This is a genomic window from Sulfurimonas sp. (assembly GCF_026991475.1).
GTDB lineage: Bacteria > Campylobacterota > Campylobacteria > Campylobacterales > Sulfurimonadaceae > Sulfurimonas.
Genome location: NZ_JALXBK010000072.1, coordinates 1 through 20,249, shown reverse-complemented (window position 1 = coordinate 20,249; position 20,249 = coordinate 1). Strand labels below are relative to the sequence as shown.

Below are 20,249 nucleotides of genomic sequence, written 5' to 3'. Positions count from 1 at the left end.
AAAAAGTATATATGGCGAATGGATTGAGGATAACGCTTGTTGGTGGAATATTACTAAGTATAGTTGGAAGTATAGGTTATATTTACTCTTCAAGAGTTCTTGATGAGATTAGAGATGGTATTTATTTACAAACAGCAAGAGAACTCTCCTCAAATTTTGAAGAGAGTATAAAGAGTAAGAAAAAAGAGCTTGCAGTAGCAACTGTAATAATGGCTCAGTCTCCTTTTCAAAATAGAGAGAGAGTCTCTCTTAGTCTAAAAAAATATTCCTTGTTTAATAATATCAATTTTTCTTATTTGCCAAAAACAACTCTAAAACCACCTAAATCTATTCAGGATACTATTACTTTTTATAAAAATAGACCTTATATTACTATCACTTCTGTTGCTCCTGCCTATAATGCAAAAGGAAAATATACATCAAACCTTGTTGCAAAGGCTAACTTTAATGCTTTTTCTTTTCACTTTGACATCAAAGATTATAGTGCTATGGCCATAGTTGATAAGAATAAAAGCCGTTACCTTTCAAACCCTTTTTACTTTTCCAATCTTTTTGAAACTATTAATACTATGCCCAGAGAAAAGATGGCAGATCTTGAACGCTATGTTGTAGATGAAAAGAGTGGTTTACTTTTGAGAGCATTTGAGTTAAAAAATATACATTCTACAGATAAAGTGAAAATTATTTTAGCAAAAAATCTTAGAGATATTGACCTCTCTAGTATAGATAAAGAGATAGAAAAAATTGTTTTAATAGCTGCTCTGTTGTTCTTGTTACTAATGTTACTACTTTATAAAGTTTTTATTACAAATTATAGTAAAAGTGTTGGAGACTACTACAAAGAGCTTTTAGAAGATTTGGCAGAAAAAGATTTAGAGATACAAAGACAAGCAGATGTGATTAAATTTATTGCAATGAATGATCCTCTTACCGGACTAGACAATAAAGTTTCTTTAGTTAATAAGCTTGATAATATTATTAGTGATACTCAAATTAATGAGTATCAAGTTGGAATTGTTTTTCTTGATTTAGATAGATTTAAAAAGATAAATGATGTGTATGGCCATTATATAGGTGATTTGTTATTGAAAAAAGTGGCAGATAGACTTAAAGAATGTGTACATAAAAACGATATTGTGGCGAGAATTAGCGGAGATGAATTTGTTATAGTTGAAACAAATATGACTGATTATAGTAATATAAACTTAATAGAAAAAATAATTTTTATTATGAAAAAACCATTTTATATAAAAGATAAAGATATTCATATTACATTTAGTATTGGTCGTAGTATTTTAGGACAAGATGGAAATGATGTAGATAGCTTACTGAAAAATGCTGAAACTGCGATGTATATTTCAAAAGATATGGGATTAAATAATTACGTATCTTATGATACATCTATGGGCAAAATGTCTCAAAAAAGACTTGAACTTGATAGGAATATACGCAGTGCCCTTAAAAATCAAGAGTTAGTAGCATATTACCAACCAAAAATAAATGCGATAACAAATGAAGTTATAGGACTTGAGGCTTTAATTCGTTGGAAAGATGCTAAAAAAGGTATTATTTATCCTGGTGAATTTATTCCGTTTTGTGAAGAGAGTGATCTTATAATTGATATAGATGAATATATGTTAATTCACGCAATGAGACAACTTCTAATGTGGCATAGAGAGGGTGTAAAGACTGGAAAAGTTTCTGTTAATATTTCGACAAAAAAACTTGAAAAAGGCGATTTTGTTGCTGAATTAAAACATCTTCTTTTGAGTGAAAATTTTGATCCAGCTTATTTAGAAGTAGAAATATTAGAGAGTCAAGTTATGAATAATCCCAAACGCTCAATTGAGATACTTAGACAAGTGAAAGAGCTTGGGGTTTCTATTTCTATTGATGATTTTGGTACTGGTTATTCATCACTTTCCTATCTTAAAGAGTTGCCAGTTGATAAGATTAAAATTGATCGTAGTTTTATTATAGATCTTCCATATAATAAAGATGCAGTCTCTATTGTTAGAACTATCATAGCTCTTGCAAGAAATCTTCGCTTGGAAACAATAGCAGAAGGTGTTGAAACGCAAGAACAGTTGGATTTTCTTATAGATGAAGGATGTGTAAACATTCAGGGATATTACTTTTCAAAACCGCTCTCAGCTGTGATTTGTAAAGATTTTCTTCTTTCAAAAAATGCTAAAAGATAAGAGTATAGATATGCAGATGGTTGTTGATTCCTTAAGAAAAAAAGGAAAACTTTTTAAAAAGATGCAAGAGGTTGCTCCTAAAGAGTTGGGAATCAGAAATAAAATAAAAATTTATATAGCAACGGATACTTATGGTTATTTTTGGGCTATTTTTGCAGTGAGTCAAAAGAGCCGAATACTTATGAAAGATGTATATAAATTTGAAGAGATATATGCAAAACTCACTCTCTATTGTGAGCATAATTTTAAGCATAAAATCATTTTTATAGATGCTCCTCTTTGTTCTAAAGCTCAAAAGGCCTTTAAAGAGGCTCTCTGGAAAATTCAGTGATGCTTCTTTGTGATATTGGCAATAGTTCGTATCATTTTCTTGATGGTGAGAATGCATTTAAAGAGAGTGTTTCTACATTTAATCCGACATCCGTTACAAAAAAAGTATATTTTATCTCTGTGAACGCAGCGGTTAGTAAAAGAGTTGCCTCTTTGGAAAATTGGATTGATTTAGCTGCGTTTGTAGATAAGAAAAAATACTATGAGACTATGGGTATCGATAGAATTGTGGCTGCAATGGCAATAGAAAATGGTGTGATTGTTGATGCAGGAAGTGCGATTACCGTTGATGTGGTAAAAAATGGAGTTTTTTGTGGTGGATTTATCTATGCTGGGGTAAAGGCAATGCAAAAAACTTATGCAAATATTTCTCCTGCTCTTGCATATTCATTTAACTTTGAGTGTGACTTAGATATAATGCCGAAAAATTCACAAGATGCTATAAGTTATGGATATTTAAAGACGCTTTATCTTGAAGTTATGTCACATAATTTACCTATTATTTTAACGGGTGGGGATGCGTCAAAATTTAAAAGAATATTTAAAGATGCAAAAATTGATGATCAGTTAATTTTTAACTCTATGAAAAAGATTATAAATGAGGATGGTTTATGTTAACAGTTGCACTGCCAAAGGGTCGTATAGCAAAAGAGACTTTAGAGATTTTTGAGACTATTTTTGGTGATAGTTTTAAATTTGATGATAGAAAATTGATACTAGAGACTCCAAAGTTTCGTTTTTTACTTGTAAGAAATCAAGATGTGGCCACTTATGTTTATCATCAGGCAGCAGACATTGGTGTTGTAGGACTTGATACACTAGAAGAGCAGGGGCTTGATGTTGTCCGTCTGCTTGATTTGCGTCGTGGTGTTTGTAAAGTTGCCATTGGTATGCGAAAAGGTGAAAAGTTAGACCTTAGTAAACCAGAACTCAAAGTAGCTTCTAAAATGGTAAATATTACAAAGCGTTATTTTGAAGAGAGAGCTGTAAGTGTTGACATCATCAAGCTCTATGGTTCTATTGAACTTGCACCGCTCATCGGGCTTGCTGATATGATTGTGGACATCGTGGAAACAGGCACGACTATGAAACAAAATGGGCTTGAAGTTGTTCAAGACATCATGACAAGTTCTACTTACCTTATAGCAAATAAAAACTCATATATCTCTAAAAAAGATGAAGTTTTAGACATTTATGAGAAGATAAACGCAGTGATAAAAGCAGAGCAAAATACTTAATGACAAATTTAGATTTATATGCAAAAGCAGAGCATCTTTTAGGGATTGAGGAGGCTACTGAGGCTCTTTATGACCTTTACCGTTCAGAACTTGATGAGTATGATGTAAAAACACTTCTTGATGTTGGTTGTGGTCGTGGTGGTTTTATGCAACGCATGATAAGTGATGGTGTAGAGTGTAAGGGTGTCGATTTAAGTGCTGTGATGGTTGCAGAGTGTAAGGAAGCAGGGCTGGACGCTGAGTGCATTGATGTGGCAGATGTCGCTGGTAAATATGATGCTATTGTGAGTATTTTTGATGTTCTTAACTTTATGGATAAAGATGATTTAGTGAAGTTTTGTGATGCAATTTCTGACAAACTTAATGATGATGGCATTTTTATAGCAGATATAAATACACTTTATGGATTTAGTGATGTTGCAGAGGGGACGATGAGCAATGATGAAGAGGATGAGTTTTTAGTCGTAGATGCTGCGTTTGAAAACAAAGAACTTCATACAAAATTTACACTCTTTGAAAAAGATGAAGATGGTAGATATACGAAGTATCAAGATACTATTGTGCAGTATTTTCATAAGATAGAGTTCTTTCAAAAACTCTCAGGGCTAAAACTTGTAGAGAAACAGACTTTTTCGCTTTATGACAGAGAAGATAAGACGCTTTTAATCTTTAAAAGACGATAATTAGGTATAACAAAAGAAGGATATATATATGAGTAAACATAAACAAAAAATTCAAAAAATTTTTGAACACCCAATGTCAGGAAATATCGATAGTAAAAAGTTATTGGCTGCGTTAGAGCATTATGGTGCAACAGTTGATGTGAACAAAGAGCATCGTGCTATTATTCACTTAAATGGTAAAGAGCACTCTCTTACACTTTCACACAGACCAGAGCTTTCAAAAGATGCCATTACAAAACTTCGCCACTTTCTTGAAGAGGTAGGACTTACAGCAGATAAGCTATAGTTAAAAAACTATAGCTTCATAAGCATAGATTGTCGCTTTTGGACAATTTTGTGGGGCTATGCCCGCTTTTTCTTCACAACAACTTCTAAAAAATTCTTCTGCATTCCATCCCATGTCCGTAGCTACTTGTGGCAAGTATGTTCCATTTTTACCGCCATACTCTACATAAATACCATGTTTACCAACTACTATTTCATCAACTGAGTCTATTTTTTGTCGAGGGGTTAGGATGGAAATTTCGATGTTTATTTTATTAAGCTCTTCTTCTGTAACAGGTTGGAATCTTGTGTCATATCGTGAAGCTGAAATTGCCATATCTATTATGATTTCATAAAGCGGTTGATTGGGCTCAAATCTTCCAACACAACCACGTAATTCTGAATCTTCATGCAGGGTGACAAAGGCACCTAACTTCTCCTTCAAAATTTGAGGTAATTTTGAAGGATTGATACTCAGCTGTTTATTATTTTTAACAGCCTCATCAAGTGCAGCTTTGGCAATAGTTTTTATTAACTTTTTTTCATCATCTGTAATTATAATATTACTCATAACTTTCTCTCCATTATTTACAAATAAAAATCTTTATTTATTTCTCTTTAATTCAAATCAGGCTTTGGAGTTGCATTTGTAGATGCTGGAAGCATTGGCATCATCATGTGCGGTTTTTTACCTGTGAGTGAACCTAAGAAAGCCTCAATAGAGCTAGCTTGCTTGTCACTTATTTTTGTACCAAGTTGAATACGCCCCATCTCTTTAATGGCATCTTTTAAATTCCAAATCATACCATTGTGAAAATATGGTGCTGTTTCAGTGATATTTCTAAGTGTTGGTACTTTTACCATACCGTTTTTATCGCCTTTAAAGTCGCCTATGTTCATATACTTGTATGTAGCAGTTACATTAAATGCACCCATCTCTCCACCAAGTGCTACGCCGTTATGACAAGATGCACAACCAATTTGAATAAAAGTTTTTAATCCCTCTTTTTGTTTAGGAGTCATAGCTTCTTTGTAGCCATTTAAAAATGCATCATATGGTGCAGGAGTTACTAAAGTTCTCTCAAAATTACCAATGGTATCTGTAATTTTTTCAAATGTAATTTTTACATTATCTCCATAAGCCTCTTTAAACTCTTTTACATACTCAGGCATAGATTTTACAACTTTAACAATATGCTCTTTTGTTGCTGCCATTTCCGGATGAGCAAGGGTTGGTCCTTGTGCTTGTGCTTCAAGGTCTTTTGCGCGTCCATCCCAAAATTGTGAGCCAAAAAATACAGCATTATAAACAGTAGGTGAGTTTAAGTGGTGAGGATTGTGTCTCCATTTATGACCTGTTGCAGCACTTACTCCATCATCTCCACTTTCCATAAGGTTATGACATGTGTTACATGAAATGAGTTCGCTTTTTGAAAGGCGTGGATCCATATAGAGTTTTTCACCAAGTTTTACTTTTGCTTTAGTGATAGGGTTTTTTGGGTTATCAATGAGCTTTAAAAGCGCGCTTTGTGATGCTGGAATTGGTGTGAGTCCTGCATTCTTTGCATCCTGTGCTAATGAACCTGCCATTAGTGAAGCCGTTGTAAGTGTAATTGCTACAATTTTTTTCATAAGTCTATCCTAGTAAAATGTATTTAAAGATAATAATTATCTTTTTATAGAAGAATTATAGCGCGAAAAGACTTAAAAGAAAATAATTATCTTTTAACTACTTTTGATGAGCTTTATTGCACTTTTTACTGCGTTTAAATAACTCAAATTACTGGCTTGGTTCTTGTATGCAATATCAAACGCAGTACCATGATCCACTGATGTTCTTACGATAGGAAGATTAAGAGAGATGTTTACACTCTCATCAAAGTAGAGGGCTTTGAGTGGTGCTAAACCTTGATCGTGATACATTGCTACAAAATAGTTGTAGTTTTTACGGAAGTATGGTGCAAAAGCGACATCTGGAACAATTGGACCAACGAACTGTTCAAAGCCTATTGCTTCATTGGCACTATTTATTGCCTTTGTGATGATTTGCTCTTCATCACCTAAAACACCATTGTCTCCTGCGTGAGGATTGAGTCCAAGCACGGCAATTTTCTCTTTTTTTATAGAGTTGTGCAAGTCAAGAAAAAATTGCTTTAGTCTATTGTACTCAATTGCAGAGGCAACCTCTTTTAGAGGAACATGTTCTGTAAAAAGTGCTACAAACATATCTGGAGTGCCAAGCATCATAATGGCATCTTTTTTGAAATACTTACGCATTAAATCAGTATGTCCCTTGTACTCAAGCCCTGCCATCATCCAAGCTTCTTTGTGAATAGGAAGTGTTACTACAGCTTCAGCTTGCTGCGTTTGGCAGAGTTCTATGGCTTTCATAAAAGAGTCATAGGCATATTTGCCACTCTGTGCATTTACTTGGGCTACTTTTATATCAAAAAAACCATCAACGGGAGCAATAGTAAAATCATCAGGTATAGCTGCGTTTAGCAGTGTAGCTGCTTGTGCCAGCATCTTCTCATTGATGCAATAAACTGGCTTACAAAGTTTTGAGATTTTTTTATGGGAATTGAGAGCGAGTTCTATGCCTACACCACTTAAATCGCCAATACTGATGGCTATAGTTGGTTTGTTCATCGTCTTGTTGCTCTCTTCATCTCTTGAATTGCTTCTGCTAATCCTGTAAAAACACTTCTAGCAATAATAGTCTGACCAATATTTAACTCTGAAATCTCTTGAATTTTAACCATCTCATGAACATTTTGGTAGTTAAGACCATGTCCTGCTGCTACTTCAAGTCCAAGCTTTTTTGCATGAATTGCAGAGAGTTTTATTTGTTCTATTGACTCTTCTAACTTCGTGCTTAATGTACTTCTTGACAACTCTAACTCTTTTACTGAGTGATTAGAGTAGGGCAGGGAGGAGTTTAGCATTGCATAGATATTGGAAAATGCACCCGTGTGTAACTCTACCATCTCTGCACCTAACTCTTTTGAGCGCTCCATAGCTTCTATGGTTGGATCAACAAAAAGTGAAACAGGAATGAGTGCATCGTGAAGTTGTTCTATAGCGTACGATATTTCATTTTCATGTGTAAAAACATCAAGCCCACCCTCTGTTGTAACCTCTTCTCTCTTTTCAGGAACAAGAGTCGCACGATGGGGTTTTAGCTCACTGACTATATCTAAAATTTCTCTATTAATGGAACACTCCAAATTAACAGGAACTTTTGAGTGCATTAAAATATTTTTGACATCATCATCTTGAATATGGCGTCTGTCTTCTCTAAGATGAATGGTGATTTGCTGCGCACCGTTTTCACATGCCACATAAAGAGCCTGTAAAATATCTGGGTCATTTACCCTACGAGCTTCTCGCAAAACTGCTACATGATCTATATTTACACCTAATGTCATCGTTACTTTTCCTCTTTTTCTTTTACTGTATTGTAAAATTCTAAATATTTTTCTTCCAAGTTTTCATGGCTGATAATTTTACCAATATGTACTTCTACAGTGTAAGTTTTTTGATAAGGTGCATTTTTAAACACTTTTTCAAGTTGGTCATTAATGTAGACAGGAACTATGTCAAGATTGTTGGCTTTTGCGATTTTTTGCGCACCGCCTTGAAACTCTTGTACACCTTCACCTTTAAATCTTTCACCCTCTGGAAAGATGTAGAGATTCATATCATCCACTTTTGCAAAAGTTTTTTTTATTTTTTTGAAAAATGTCAAAAGACCTCGTTTATTTTCCAAATCAACGCTAATGCAACCACTGTATTGAAAAAATTTTCCATAAAGTGGATCATCAAAGAGTTCTTGTTTTGCAATCCAAGTTCCATTTTTATGGAATCTTGAAAATACATTTTCCATTACAAGAATATCAAGAAGTGATCTATGATTTATAGCATAAAGAATTTTATCTTTTTTAGGAAGTTCACCTATGATTTTCACTTCAATATTTAAAAACTTTAAAACATCATTACAGTAACTTTGTCGCTCTTTTGAGAGCTCCTGATAACCATACTTTTGTGTAATAAATGGATGAAAATAAGTCTTTTTAAATACTTTGATATATTTATATCCAAGTTCTATCATAAAAATATATTTACCTAAATCTTTGAACATATAATTTTCCTTATGCGTTATTCTTTTTAAGAGTCATTTCGGTTTCCATCAATTTTATCTCATCATTGGCATGAATACGAATGGTGTCGTCAGCTTTAAGCCTTTTTTTAGAGATTTTTTTAGGATAATCAAAATGATTTAAAATATGTTTAATGCTATTGATACGAGCTTTTTTCTTGTTGTCTGAGCGAATTACAGTCCATGGTGCATACTCTGTATGTGAAGCCAGAAGCATAGAGTATTTTGCTATGGTGTATTTATCCCATAAACCTTGAGATTGCTCATCAACAGGAGAGAGTTTGTACTGTTTAAGTGGATCAGTGCGTCTTTTATCAAAACGTTTTTTTTGCTCATGTTTGGAGACAGAGAAGTAAAACTTGAAGATTTTAATGTCAGAATTTACAAGCATCTTTTCAAACTCAGGTACTTCGTGCAAAAATTCTTTATGCTCCTCTTGAGTACAAAATCCCATAACAGGCTCAACTCCTGCACGGTTGTAGTAACTTCTGTCAAAAAGGACTATTTCTCCAGCTGAAGGAAGGTGTTGAACATATCTTTGAAAGTACCACTGTGTACGCTCTTTGTCACTTGGCTTATCAAGTGCTACAACTCTTGCGCCACGAGGATTAAGATGCTCTGTAATACGCTTAATGGTTCCGCCTTTTCCAGCAGCATCGCGTCCTTCAAATATCATTAACACTTTTTGCCCAGTCTCTTTGATGTAATTTTGCATCTTAAGCAGTTCAATTTGAAGAGTTTTTAGCTCATCTTCATATTGGAGGACTTCATCTTTTACCCAGACCGCTACACGCTTTTTATGTGGATCTTTTTCACGCTTTTCACGCTTAAGTTCTTTTTTGTTTTTTCGTCTATCTTCATGAATTATCTCTTCGAGCTCTGTTCCATCACTTATCTCATCATCTAATATATCTCTCTCTTGACCCATATTGCTCTCCTTTAAAGTGAGTTTGTTATTAGTCTATCAATTGCATCAATATCTTGCGTATTTGCAAAACAACTTTTCTCTCCACAAATCATAAAACCATCCTCCTCAGACGCTTTAAAAAGAGTAAAAGGATAGCGTAACGCCTTGCTTGCTAATGCGCCATTTTGTATATTTTGTGTTGTTGTCTTTATAATTCTATCACCTTTTACATATCTCAAAGCTTGTACGAGCATAAAAGGGTAGTAAATTGGTTTGCGTCCAAGCTCATAAGAGTTGTATTCCATTGTTTTAAAAGCAAAATGTGTGTATTTTTCATCTTCAAGTAGTGTGCCAAGAGTTAAGAGTACATCTACCATTACACTGACAGAACTTGTATATGTTGTATCTGTTGTTTCAGCTTTTACAGCAAACTCCCCAGCACTAAAGTTCCATAAACCTTTGTCATAAAACTCCTCAAGTGCCTTGTTTATAAATCTCTGTGCATGGATGAGATAGAGTTCATTTTGTGTGTATTTAAACGCAGTGAGTAGTGCTTGAGAAAGAAAGGCATAATCTTCTAAGAAAGCTTCAACTTTTGGCTCTTTATGGATGAGTGTCGTATGGTAAAGTTTTCCATCAAGAAACATTGTATCTAAAAGTTTGTCCAGACTTTGTATGGCTTTCTCTTTGTAAACGCAGTCAATAGTCCCTAATTTAAAGAGTGAATTTATCATCATCGCTGACCAAGAAGTTTGTACTTTTTTGTCTATAAAAGGGTACTCTCTTTTTGCTCTAAGATTTTGTAATAAGATTTTCACTTCACCAAACCATGAAGGTATCTCTTTCTCAAATCTTACTATATTTTGACCCATTTCAAAGTTTCCATGGTGTGAGATGTTCATCTCTTGGCACATCTCTTGTGCATTGTTATATCCATTTTGAGCTAAAACCGTGTAAACCTCTTCATAGCTGTATGTAAAGTAAGTCCCTTCTGCTCCCTCACTATCTGCATCACTTGCGCTGTAAAAAAGTCCATCTTCACTCATAAAATGTAGCCAGAAATTTGCCACTTCTTTTGCGATTTTCAAGTAGTTGTCATTGTTGTATGTTTTATAAGCTTCACTATATATACCGCAGAGTAGGGCATTGTCATATAACATCTTCTCAAAATGCGGAACAAGCCACTTTTCATCTACAGAGTATCTACAAAATCCTCCATCAACAAGGTCATACATTCCACCCTTTGTCATATTTGTAAGTGTAGTCTCTACCATCGCTTTTGCTGCTTTGTCATTATAGAGTCTATCTATTATTAGTAAGGTATTGAGTGTTGCTGCGTGAGGAAATTTTGGTTTGATTGAGAAACCACCATTTCTTGTATCGTAGTTGTTTTTTGCTTGAAGCATAAAGTTTTTGTAAAAATCCTCTTTTAAAACGGTTGCCTCTTTAGGATGCTCTGGATGGTTTAAAAATCCCTCAATCTCATCAGCATTTTCAAAGAGCTTTTCATCCATTGCTTTTACTTTATTTGTTATGAGTTTTGTAAGCTCTTTAAAGCCCATTCCCTCAATGCTTCCTGCGTTTGATTCAGGTGGAATATATGTTCCAGCAAAAAATGGTTTGTTTTGTGGAGTACAAAAGATAGATGTTGGCCAGCCTCCAGCTCTACGGTTGAGTAAAAGATGCACCTCTTGATAATATTTGTCAATATCAGGACGCTCTTCACGATCAACCTTAATGGCAATAAAACCTTCATTCAAATTTTTTGCACACTCTGCATCTTCAAAAACTTTCTCTTCCATAACATGACACCAGTGGCATGAGCTGTAACCTATGCTAATAAAAATCGCTTTATTCTCTTTTTCGGCTCTTTCAAACGCTTCATCACACCAAGGCCACCAATCTACAGGATTGTCTTTATGTTGCTGTAAGTAAGGGCTATCTTCTTTTGCTAATCTGTTTGACATATAATTCTCCAATTTAAAAAAATATGGTATTCAACAAGTGCTAATGAAGTGCTTAAACTTTTTGACTAAAATTTATAATTTTTTATGTATAATAAAAGCTGATTTAGAAAAGTGAGTATTTATGAAAAAAATATATATAGCTGGACCTGATGTTTTTGAAAAAGATTCTATAGAAATAGGAAAGAAGCTTGTGCAACTTTGTGCAGAGTATGGATATGAAGGTCTCTATCCATTAGACAATGTTGTGGATTTTTCACAAGAGAAACAAAAAATAGCGCAGGATATTTTTCAGGCAAATGTAGCGATGATTCAAAAAGCAGATATTGTCATTGCAAATTTGAATCAGTTTCGTGGAAAAGAGGCAGATAGTGGTACTGTTTGGGAGTGTGGTTTTGCTTATGGACTTGGTAAAAAAGTATATGGCTATATGGATAAAAAACAAGATTACATAGAGAGCTTTTCAAAAGATGAAAAGTTTGCTACTTCAGATGGTTTTGTAGATGAAAATGGTCTCTTTATAGAAGACTTTGCATATCCTATAAATTTAATGTTGGCTTGTTCTATGAAAATAGTGGAGGGAGATTTTGCAACTCTCTTAGAAGAATTAAAAGAAGAGTAATTAATGAAATTCTTTTGGATTATACTTATACTCTTTTCTTCTGTTTATGGAATGGGGGATTGTAACTATAGAAGACTAGATCATATCTCTCTGCAACTACATTGGAAGTATGAGTTTGAGTTTGCTGGTTTTATTGCCGCTAAAGAGAAAGGCTTTTACAAAGATGTAGGGCTTGATGTAACTTTTAAAGAGTATAAAAATGGTGTGAATGTTATAAAAGATGTAGTATCTGGAAAATCTACTTATGGTATTTATAACTCTTCTACTTTAATTGAATATTTAAAAGGGGTGCCCGTTGTTTTAGTTGCTTCATTTTTTAAACGCTCTGCACTTGTTTTAATCACTAAACCAGATATTAAGTCTCCTAAAGATTTGATTGGTAAAAAGGTGATGTGTGCAGGTAAATTAGATATGCAACTCAATTTTGGTCCTTACTTTAAAGGTTATGGAGTGGGCTTGGACTCTTTTACATATATTCCCCCAACTTTTAATGTAAAAGCTTTTGCTGAGGGTAAAGTGGATGCTATGACTGCATATATATCTGATCAACCCTATAAGCTTGATAAACTTGGTGTGAAATATAATATTTTAAATCCCTCAAATGAAAATCTTTTTACACTGCAAGAAGAACTGTTTACCTCCAAAAAAGAGGCGCAAAATCATCCAAAAAGAGTAGAGGCTTTTAAAGAGGCATCTATACGAGGATGGGAATATGCACTTTCGCATAAAAAAGAGCTTGTCGATATAATTCATAGAAAATATGCATCAAATATTTCAAAAGATGCTTTAACATATGAAGCAAATGCAATAGATAAACTCATTTTGCCATATATCTATGATATAGGTTCAATAGATGTAAATTTCTTGCATAAACAAATAACTCTTTTTCAAAAAACATATAATATAGGAAGCAAACGAAGTCTTAATGGGTTTATATTTAAAGTAAAAAAAAATCCTTTAAAATTTACAGAAGAAGAACAAAAATATATACGCAATCATCATACAATTCCTATGTGTATAAATTATGATTTTTTACCAGTTGGTGGTATGGAAAATGGAAAATATATTGGTATAATGGCTGATTTATATCAAATAATTTCTCAAAAAACAGATCTGAAGTTTATCCCTGTAGTATCTCATTCGGCAGAAGATTTATTAAAACACTTAAAAAATAAAAAATGTCAGTTGGTATCTATTACTGCTAAACAAATAAATAATTTAAAAACCATTAAAACAACTAAACCTATAACAGCTACATATTTTACGCTTTTGAGTAAATTAGATAAATCATTTATACATTCACCTTTTGAACTCAAAGGTAAATTACTTATAGTACAGAGAAAGGCATATAAAAACTATCTTCAGTATTACTATCCATATCTGAATATTGAAGTAGAAAATAATAAAAATAAGATGCTTGAAAAAGTATTGGAAAATAGAGTGTATGCCATAGTAGATATTGATGAAAAAGCAGATTATTTTATTGATAAATATGGTTATGGAAAATTGAAAATTAATGGTTTTTTAGCAAAGGATCATCCACTTCAAGCAAGTGTCGGTGTCCAAAAAGATAATCCTTTGCTTTATTCAATTTTACAAAAAACATTGGATTCAATTGCTGAGAGTAAAATCCAGTCCATAATTGATGGGTGGCGACTGACTCGCTATCATAAAGTTGTAGATTATACTTTAGTAATTGACATAATTATAGTGATGGGAATAATTTTTCTTTTGATGATCTATTATCAAAGAAAACTCAAAAATTTTAATCAAGAACTAGAAAAAAGTGTTGCTCAAAAAACAAAAGAGTTACGTCAAATAAATGACTCTTTAGAGATTAATGTACAAGAAAAAGTTAATGAACTGTTGCAAAAAGATGAGATACTTACAGCCCAATCTAAACAAGCTGTTATGGGAGAAATGATAAGTATGATAGCACATCAATGGAGACAACCTCTAAATACTATTGCTTTGAAAATATCTAATATTCAGCTCCAAGAGATGATAAGTCATTCAGTAACAAAAGAACAACTTTTAGATGTAATAAAAGAGATAAATAAAACAATACAGTATCTCTCAACTACTATTGATAATTTTAGAACATATTTTCAACCAAATAAAAATACAACACAAATAAGCCTAAAAACTCTTTTAGAAAAAACTCTAGGTTTTATTGATGCTAGACTAGAGAAAGAAAATATACAAATAGAGATGCAAAATTTTGAAGATGTCTCTTTAAATACCTACTCAAGTGAACTTATTCAAGTTATTTTAAATATACTTAACAATGCTATTGATGCTTATATAGAAAATAGATATGTATCAGATAAAATTATAGTGATTAGTAGTCAAAAAGTTGATTCACATGTAAAAATTTTGATAGAAGATAGAGCAGGCGGTATAAAACCAGATGTAATGAAACAGCTTTTTGAACCATACTTTTCTACTAAAGAGAAGAATGGGACAGGACTTGGACTCTATATGTCTAAAATGATTTTAGAAAAGCAGTTTGATGGGACAATAAATGTCAATAGCAGAGCTGGAAGAACGACTTTTATTATTGAAATTCCTATAAATGTCAAACATTAACTTCTCTATATCTGTTTTGTGTTTACCAAAGAGAGGACTAAAGGAAGATTAAGTCCATCATTATGGTAACCCTCATCGCGACACGCCTCGCATTTGTCTCCCATTGGACAGATGTTATTTTGTAACATCTCTTGGAGAGACTTGAGATTATTTTCTTTAATACACTCTGCTATATCTTTTACAGTGAGTGAATTACACACACATATTTCAGTATTTACATCTATCATAAAAACCTCTTATAATTTTTTTTGAATATTATAACTGACTTTACACAATATATACACATTTAAGTGATATAATTTCTCCACAAAATCGAAAAGGATATAAGAGTATGAATATATTTGTAAAGATATTTGTTTTATTGACACTGACTTTTGGCACGCTAAACGCAGGAAAGTTTTTGATGCCAAATGAAGCGTTTGCACCATATGCAAAAGTCAATGATAAAACGCAAATAGAAGTAGGTGTTAAACTAGGGAAAAAGATATATCTCTATGAAAAATCATTAAAGATTTCATTGGAGGATAGTAAAGATTTTACCATTAAAAATATTCAAAAACCAAAAACAGTCAATCATGAAGGTGACGCAGTTTATATGCACTCGCCAAACTTTGTACTTACTCTTAAAAATAGAGATGGTGTGAGTGGTATTAAAGATGTAAAAGTAAAAATTGCTTATCAGGGCTGCTCTGAAGAGGGTTTATGTTATGAGCCTAATTCTAAGGTTTTTACACTTAAAATAGATAGTAAAAAACTGGCATCTGGCGGAAAAATTATGCAACAATCCCAAACAGACTCCATTGCTCAAACCATAAAATCAAGTAGCTTTATTGTGGTGCTTTTGACATTTTTAGGTTTTGGACTTTTACTGTCACTGACCCCTTGTGTTTTTCCTATGATTCCTATCATCTCAGGTGTAATCATCTCTCAAGGAGAAGGACTAACTACTAAAAAAGCTTTTGTACTCTCTTTGGTCTATGTTCTTGCTATGGCTGTGGCATATACCATTGCCGGTGTTTTAGCAGGGCTTTTTGGCTCGAATCTTCAAGCTGCTTTGCAGACTCCATGGGTTGTTTACTCCTTTGCAGGTGTTTTTGTGCTCCTTGCGTTTAGTATGTTTGGTTTTTATGAGCTTAAACTTCCTGATGCTTTAGTGGCAAAAGTAAGCTCGAACTCTAAACGCAGCGGTTATGCTGGTGTGGCTATTATGGGCTTTTTGTCTGCTCTTATAGTCGGACCTTGTGTTGCTGCTCCTTTGGCAGGTGCTTTAGTTTACATTGGTCAAACAGGCGATGCACTTCTCGGTGGTGCAGCACTTTTTAGTATGAGTATAGGAATGGGACTGCCTCTTATTGTCGTTGGGGTGAGTGCTGGTAAATTTATGCCAAAACCAGGTGCATGGATGACTCTTGTAAACGCAGTCTTTGGTGTGCTTATGTTAGGTGTTTCTATTTGGATGCTTGGTAAGGTTGTCGATGAAAATGTGACTACACTGCTCTACGCACTTGTAGGCATAGGTTTTGCACTCTATCTGGATGCTTTTTCAAAAGAGGGGCATATCTTTAAACGCAGCGTTGCGTTTATTTTACTTACTTATTCGCTTGCACTTTTTATTAGTGTTTTAGCAGGTGCACCGAGTATGAGCAAACCACTTGGATTTTTAAAAGCTTCTCCTATTCAAGGCGTAGCAGCAGTTTCAAGTAAAGAGTTGCATTTTACAAAAGTGACTTCAATACCAGAGCTAAACGCAGTGCTAGAAAAAAACCGTGGTAAAAAAATAATGCTTGATTTTGCGGCTGATTGGTGTACGTCATGTAAAGAGCTTGATGAAGTGACATTTGCAGATGCAGATGTAAGAAAAAAATTGAGTGATTTTGTACTGATTCGTGCGGATGTTACAAAAAATGGTGCGAATGAAAAAGCACTCAGTAAAAAGTACGGTGTTTTTGGACCACCGGCAATAATCTTTTTTGACAAAGATTTGCAACCGATAGAGTCGAAGACTATCATTGGGTACGAAGATCCAAAAGAGTTTTTAGGGCATCTTCGTAGTTTATAACAGAAGTTTTATCTTCTGCCTCTTCTTGCATTCGTATTGCCTCTTGCGCCTGCGTTTGCTCTTCCTCCACCGCGTGGCTTATTTCTCGCTCCGCGGTTTCCACCCATATTTATAGGTTCAGCTTTGATGCTAGGGTCTGGTTTAAACTCTTTAATCCATACTTTTGGTATATCTTTTTTTATAAGTTTTTCAATACCTTCTAAAAACTCATCTTCATCAACACAAACAAGACTAATAGCCTCGCCCTTGTTACCTGCACGACCTGTTCGACCTATGCGGTGAACATAATCTTCACTTACATTTGGAAGCTCAAAGTTCACAACATGAGGGAGTTGGTCTATGTCAATACCACGCGCTGCAATGTCAGTTGCTACAAGTACACGGATGTCACCTTTTTTAAAGTCTGCGAGTGCTTTTGTACGTGCATTTTGGCTTTTGTTTCCGTGAATTGCCGCTGATGTAATGCCATCTTTGTCAAGCTGTCCACTAAGTCTGTTTGCCCCATGTTTTGTGCGTGTAAAAACTAAGACTTGCTGCCATTTTCCTTCATTTATAAGGTGTGTTAAAAGCTCACGCTTGCGTGTTTTGTCCACATGGTATACAGCCTGTTTTACTATCTCACTTGAAGCATTTGTACGCGCAACTTCTATAAGCGTTGGAGCATTTAGAAACTGGTTTGAAAGCTTTTTAATGGCATCTGAATAAGTTGCAGAAAAAAGGAGGGTTTGTCTCTGTTTTGGAATGATGTTTATGATCTTTTTGATGTCATTTACAAAACCCATATCGAGCATTCTGTCTGCTTCATCAAGTACCAAAAACTCTATTTCTCTCAAATCAATAGTCTTTTGAGAAATATGGTCAAGCAGACGACCAGGGGTTGCAATGACAATATCTACACCTTTGCGAAGTTGTGCAATTTGTGGGTTTATCTTTACCCCACCAAAAATCACGGTTGATTTAAAAGGTGTGTGTTTAGCATAAAGTGCTACATTTTCAGCGACCTGCAATGCAAGCTCACGAGTCGGCGTTAAAATAAGTGCTCTTACTTTATGCTTTTTTTGTGCTTGTTTGCGTGAAAGAAGTTCCAAAAGTGGCAGAGTAAAACCTGCTGTTTTTCCTGTTCCTGTCTGTGCACCTGCTAATATATCTTTCTTTTGAAGTATAACGGGAATAGCCTGAGCTTGAATCGGAGTAGGAGTTGTATAACCTTGTTCTTTGACAGCTTTTAGAATCGGCGCTGATAAACCGAGTGAATTGAATGTAATTTCGTTTTTAATCTTTATTTCCTAATTGAGACCTTACTAAAAAAGTCTTGTGTATATCTCTACACTATAGCATAATTTCTGCGTTTTGTGGTAATAATGCAAATAATTTATAATTTCATTTAAGCTACATTTTGGACTTAATTAAAAAAAAGAATATACGAGCCAATAAATTACCTAGCGGCAATTTATTGGCTATCTTCAACTGTTATGTATATTGAACTGTAATTAAAGAAAATATTTAGGTATAATCGCATAAAGACTTTACTTAGGAATGCAACTTGTCATCAAACAACTTAACCATAAAACCCAACAATCACCGCGTCTATCAATGCCCATTTGAGAAAAAAATAGAACTTTTAAACCTGCTTATAAAAGATAATGCTGGTAAAAGCATTGTTGTTGTGACTGCTAAAGATGCAAAAATCATTGAAGAGGGGTTACAAAACAAAGAGATACAGGTCATAGAAGACAAGAATCTTATAAAAGATAAAGAGCTTCATGCAGATATTATCATTGGTTTTGAGATGCCGATTAAAAATATTGTTTATATGGCACGCGCATCAAAAGCGACTGAAAAGTCTTTTATGCTGCTTGATGAGAGTGAACAAAATGATCTTCACTTTATTGAGATGCTTTTAGGTCGCGCTATAAAGCAAGAGAGCGTAGAAGGATTTAACTATCCTGTAATAGAAGAGGATGAAAAACCAAAAGTAAAAAAACTCTCTAAAGATGAAATAAAAGAGGTAGCGAAAAAACGCTACGAAAAATCTACAAATACTCAAGACGCTGCGTTTGAGAAGAAAAAAAATTTCGATAAACCAAAGAAAGAGTTTAAAAAAGATTTCAGTAAAGATGCTAAACGCAGTGAACGTCCAAAAGATGACAAATGGGCAAAAAAGAAAAAATCTCCAAATAAATTTCTAGGTAAAGATGAAAATGGAAAAGCACTTTTTTCAGGAAAATCTGGTGAGCGAAATCATCGCTACGATGGAACACCAAGAGATAAATGGGATGCTCTAAAAGTAACGGGTAAAAAGATAAATATTAAAGCGCGTAAGTCTAAAAGCGAGGACTAACTCTCCTCTATAATCTGCGCAACTCTTTTAGAGCTCCCATGCCCAAGATAGCTGCGTAGAGCTTGTGAGTCATGTAAAAACTTCTCTCTGTCATACGTTTCATAGGCTTTTAAAAGATTTTCAACCGTGACATCATCTTGAATAAACTCAGGATGCAGTGACTCTCCTCTAAATTTTTCAAACATAATGTTAGCAAGTCCGAGATAATTGAGCTTTACAAGTCTACTGGCTATAAAGTAGTCAAGCGGCTTTGCAATGTAGGTCAAAACAAAAGGTATGCCTATGAGCGAAGCCTCTAACGTTGCCGTACCACTGCAAATAAAGGCAAAATCTGCTTTGTAGAGTGTTTTATGCGGTGTGTGGGAGATTTCAAACGCAGTGATGTCGCCATAGAGGGTATCGCGCTCTTGTTGTGTGAAATGTTCAGGAATGATAAGCACTGCGTTTAGATTGAGCCTCTTTTGTACCTCTTTGAACATTGGCATCAGTTTTGTTATCTCTCCCTTACGGCTTCCGGGCATAAATACGATGCTTTTTACCTCTTTTGCCACGCTTGTTTTGAACTCTTTTATCTGGTCAAGCAGAGGATGTCCCACATACTCTATGGGTGCATCTTTTGGGTAGTAATCAGGCTCAAAAGGGAGGATGGACGCGAGTTTGTCTATGGTATGGGCTAGCACAGGAATGCGTTTTTTCTTCCATGCCCATGCTTGGGGGAGAATGTAGTAGATTATCTCTTTATCGGGGTACTTTTTCTTGATTTTTTTTGCAAGTGGGAGGTTGAACCCTGATGAGTCCATCAGTAATACTTTGTCTGCATCACGAGCGAGTTCTGTCATCTCATCAGCGAGTTTAAAGAAAAATCGCAGTTTTTTTAAGGCATCAACAAAGC

Annotated in this window: 20 protein-coding genes; 10 read left to right on the top strand and 10 right to left on the bottom strand. The window is 34.3% G+C overall.

From position 1 onward, the window contains the following. The first annotated feature begins 23 nt into the window (after positions 1–23). The 6 genes from MV589_RS05805 to MV589_RS05780 are packed head-to-tail and all read left to right on the top strand — an operon-like array spanning position 24 to position 4,738. A complete protein-coding gene (locus tag MV589_RS05805; protein WP_297432947.1) occupies positions 24–2,201 on the top strand; it encodes a putative bifunctional diguanylate cyclase/phosphodiesterase in 2,178 nt (725 codons plus the stop codon). Between the two features lie 16 nt (positions 2,202–2,217). Next, positions 2,218–2,532 carry a hypothetical protein gene (locus MV589_RS05800; protein ID WP_297432945.1) on the top strand — a complete coding sequence of 105 codons (315 nt, stop codon included), beginning with the start codon at positions 2,218–2,220 and terminating at the stop codon, positions 2,530–2,532. Then, positions 2,532–3,149, top strand: coding sequence for a type III pantothenate kinase (locus MV589_RS05795; protein WP_297433014.1), 618 nt, complete (start codon positions 2,532–2,534; stop codon positions 3,147–3,149). Before MV589_RS05800 ends, MV589_RS05795 begins: the two co-directional genes overlap by 1 nt. Then, positions 3,143–3,769 carry an ATP phosphoribosyltransferase gene (hisG, locus tag MV589_RS05790; protein WP_297432943.1) on the top strand — a complete coding sequence of 209 codons (627 nt, stop codon included), beginning with the start codon at positions 3,143–3,145 and terminating at the stop codon, positions 3,767–3,769. The genes MV589_RS05795 and hisG overlap by 7 nt, the downstream gene beginning before the upstream one ends. Next, a complete protein-coding gene (locus tag MV589_RS05785; RefSeq protein WP_297432941.1) occupies positions 3,769–4,452 on the top strand; it encodes an SAM-dependent methyltransferase in 684 nt (227 codons plus the stop codon). Before hisG ends, MV589_RS05785 begins: the two co-directional genes overlap by 1 nt. Positions 4,453–4,480: 28 nt before the next feature. Then, a complete protein-coding gene (locus MV589_RS05780; protein WP_297432939.1) occupies positions 4,481–4,738 on the top strand; it encodes a hypothetical protein in 258 nt (85 codons plus the stop codon). On the opposite strand, the gene amrA is transcribed toward MV589_RS05780, so the two are convergent. The 7 genes from amrA to MV589_RS05745 form a co-directional block, all read right to left on the bottom strand. Further along, positions 4,739–5,287, bottom strand: coding sequence for an AmmeMemoRadiSam system protein A (gene amrA, locus MV589_RS05775; protein WP_297432937.1), 549 nt, complete (start codon positions 5,285–5,287; stop codon positions 4,739–4,741). A gap of 47 nt (positions 5,288–5,334) precedes the next feature. Beyond that, on the bottom strand, positions 5,335–6,348 hold the full coding sequence (locus MV589_RS05770) for a cytochrome-c peroxidase (RefSeq protein WP_297432936.1): 1,014 nt from the start codon (positions 6,346–6,348) through the stop codon (positions 5,335–5,337). Positions 6,349–6,441: 93 nt separating this feature from the next. Continuing rightward, the gene (pdxA, locus tag MV589_RS05765) at positions 6,442–7,365 is read right to left on the bottom strand and encodes a 4-hydroxythreonine-4-phosphate dehydrogenase (RefSeq protein ID WP_297432935.1); all 924 of its coding nucleotides are present in this window, start codon (positions 7,363–7,365) and stop codon (positions 6,442–6,444) included. Next, positions 7,362–8,144: a pyridoxine 5'-phosphate synthase gene (locus MV589_RS05760; protein ID WP_297432934.1), complete on the bottom strand. Its 783-nt coding sequence runs from the start codon at positions 8,142–8,144 to the stop codon at positions 7,362–7,364. Before MV589_RS05760 ends, pdxA begins: the two co-directional genes overlap by 4 nt. Before the next feature lie 2 nt (positions 8,145–8,146). Next, entirely contained in the window at positions 8,147–8,857 is a 711-nt protein-coding gene (locus MV589_RS05755) for a lysophospholipid acyltransferase family protein (protein WP_297432932.1), read from the bottom strand. A gap of 10 nt (positions 8,858–8,867) precedes the next feature. Beyond that, complete coding sequence (ppk2, locus tag MV589_RS05750) at positions 8,868–9,803, bottom strand: polyphosphate kinase 2 (protein ID WP_297432930.1); 936 nt, start codon at positions 9,801–9,803, stop codon at positions 8,868–8,870. An 11-nt stretch (positions 9,804–9,814) separates the two neighbouring features. Then, a complete protein-coding gene (locus MV589_RS05745) occupies positions 9,815–11,749 on the bottom strand; it encodes a thioredoxin domain-containing protein (RefSeq protein WP_297432928.1) in 1,935 nt (644 codons plus the stop codon). 121 nt (positions 11,750–11,870) lie between these two features. Here MV589_RS05745 and MV589_RS05740 point away from each other — a divergent pair, with 121 nt between their 5' ends. Both MV589_RS05740 and MV589_RS05735 read left to right on the top strand, forming a co-directional pair. After that, the gene (locus MV589_RS05740) at positions 11,871–12,368 is read left to right on the top strand and encodes a nucleoside 2-deoxyribosyltransferase (protein WP_297432926.1); all 498 of its coding nucleotides are present in this window, start codon (positions 11,871–11,873) and stop codon (positions 12,366–12,368) included. 3 nt (positions 12,369–12,371) lie between these two features. After that, on the top strand, positions 12,372–14,957 hold the full coding sequence (locus tag MV589_RS05735; RefSeq protein WP_297432924.1) for an ABC transporter substrate-binding protein: 2,586 nt from the start codon (positions 12,372–12,374) through the stop codon (positions 14,955–14,957). A 5-nt stretch (positions 14,958–14,962) separates the two neighbouring features. Here MV589_RS05735 and MV589_RS05730 read toward each other — a convergent pair whose 3' ends face one another. Next, complete coding sequence (locus tag MV589_RS05730; RefSeq protein ID WP_297432921.1) at positions 14,963–15,184, bottom strand: (2Fe-2S)-binding protein; 222 nt, start codon at positions 15,182–15,184, stop codon at positions 14,963–14,965. Between the two features lie 104 nt (positions 15,185–15,288). On the opposite strand from MV589_RS05730, the gene dsbD reads away from it, so the two are divergent. Next, positions 15,289–17,016, top strand: coding sequence for a protein-disulfide reductase DsbD (gene dsbD, locus MV589_RS05725; protein ID WP_297432919.1), 1,728 nt, complete (start codon positions 15,289–15,291; stop codon positions 17,014–17,016). Between the two features lie 8 nt (positions 17,017–17,024). Here the strand turns inward: dsbD and MV589_RS05720 are convergent, their stop codons facing one another. Next, a complete protein-coding gene (locus MV589_RS05720; RefSeq protein ID WP_297433012.1) occupies positions 17,025–18,281 on the bottom strand; it encodes a DEAD/DEAH box helicase in 1,257 nt (418 codons plus the stop codon). Between the two features lie 278 nt (positions 18,282–18,559). Here MV589_RS05720 and MV589_RS05715 point away from each other — a divergent pair, with 278 nt between their 5' ends. Then, positions 18,560–19,357 (top strand): DEAD/DEAH box helicase domain-containing protein, encoded by a 798-nt coding sequence (locus MV589_RS05715; protein WP_297432917.1) that lies wholly within the window; start codon positions 18,560–18,562, stop codon positions 19,355–19,357. Here the strand turns inward: MV589_RS05715 and lpxB are convergent. Further along, a partial coding sequence (lpxB, locus tag MV589_RS05710; RefSeq protein WP_297432914.1) for a lipid-A-disaccharide synthase occupies positions 19,354–20,249 on the bottom strand: 896 nt, incomplete at its 5' end. The genes MV589_RS05715 and lpxB overlap by 4 nt on opposite strands.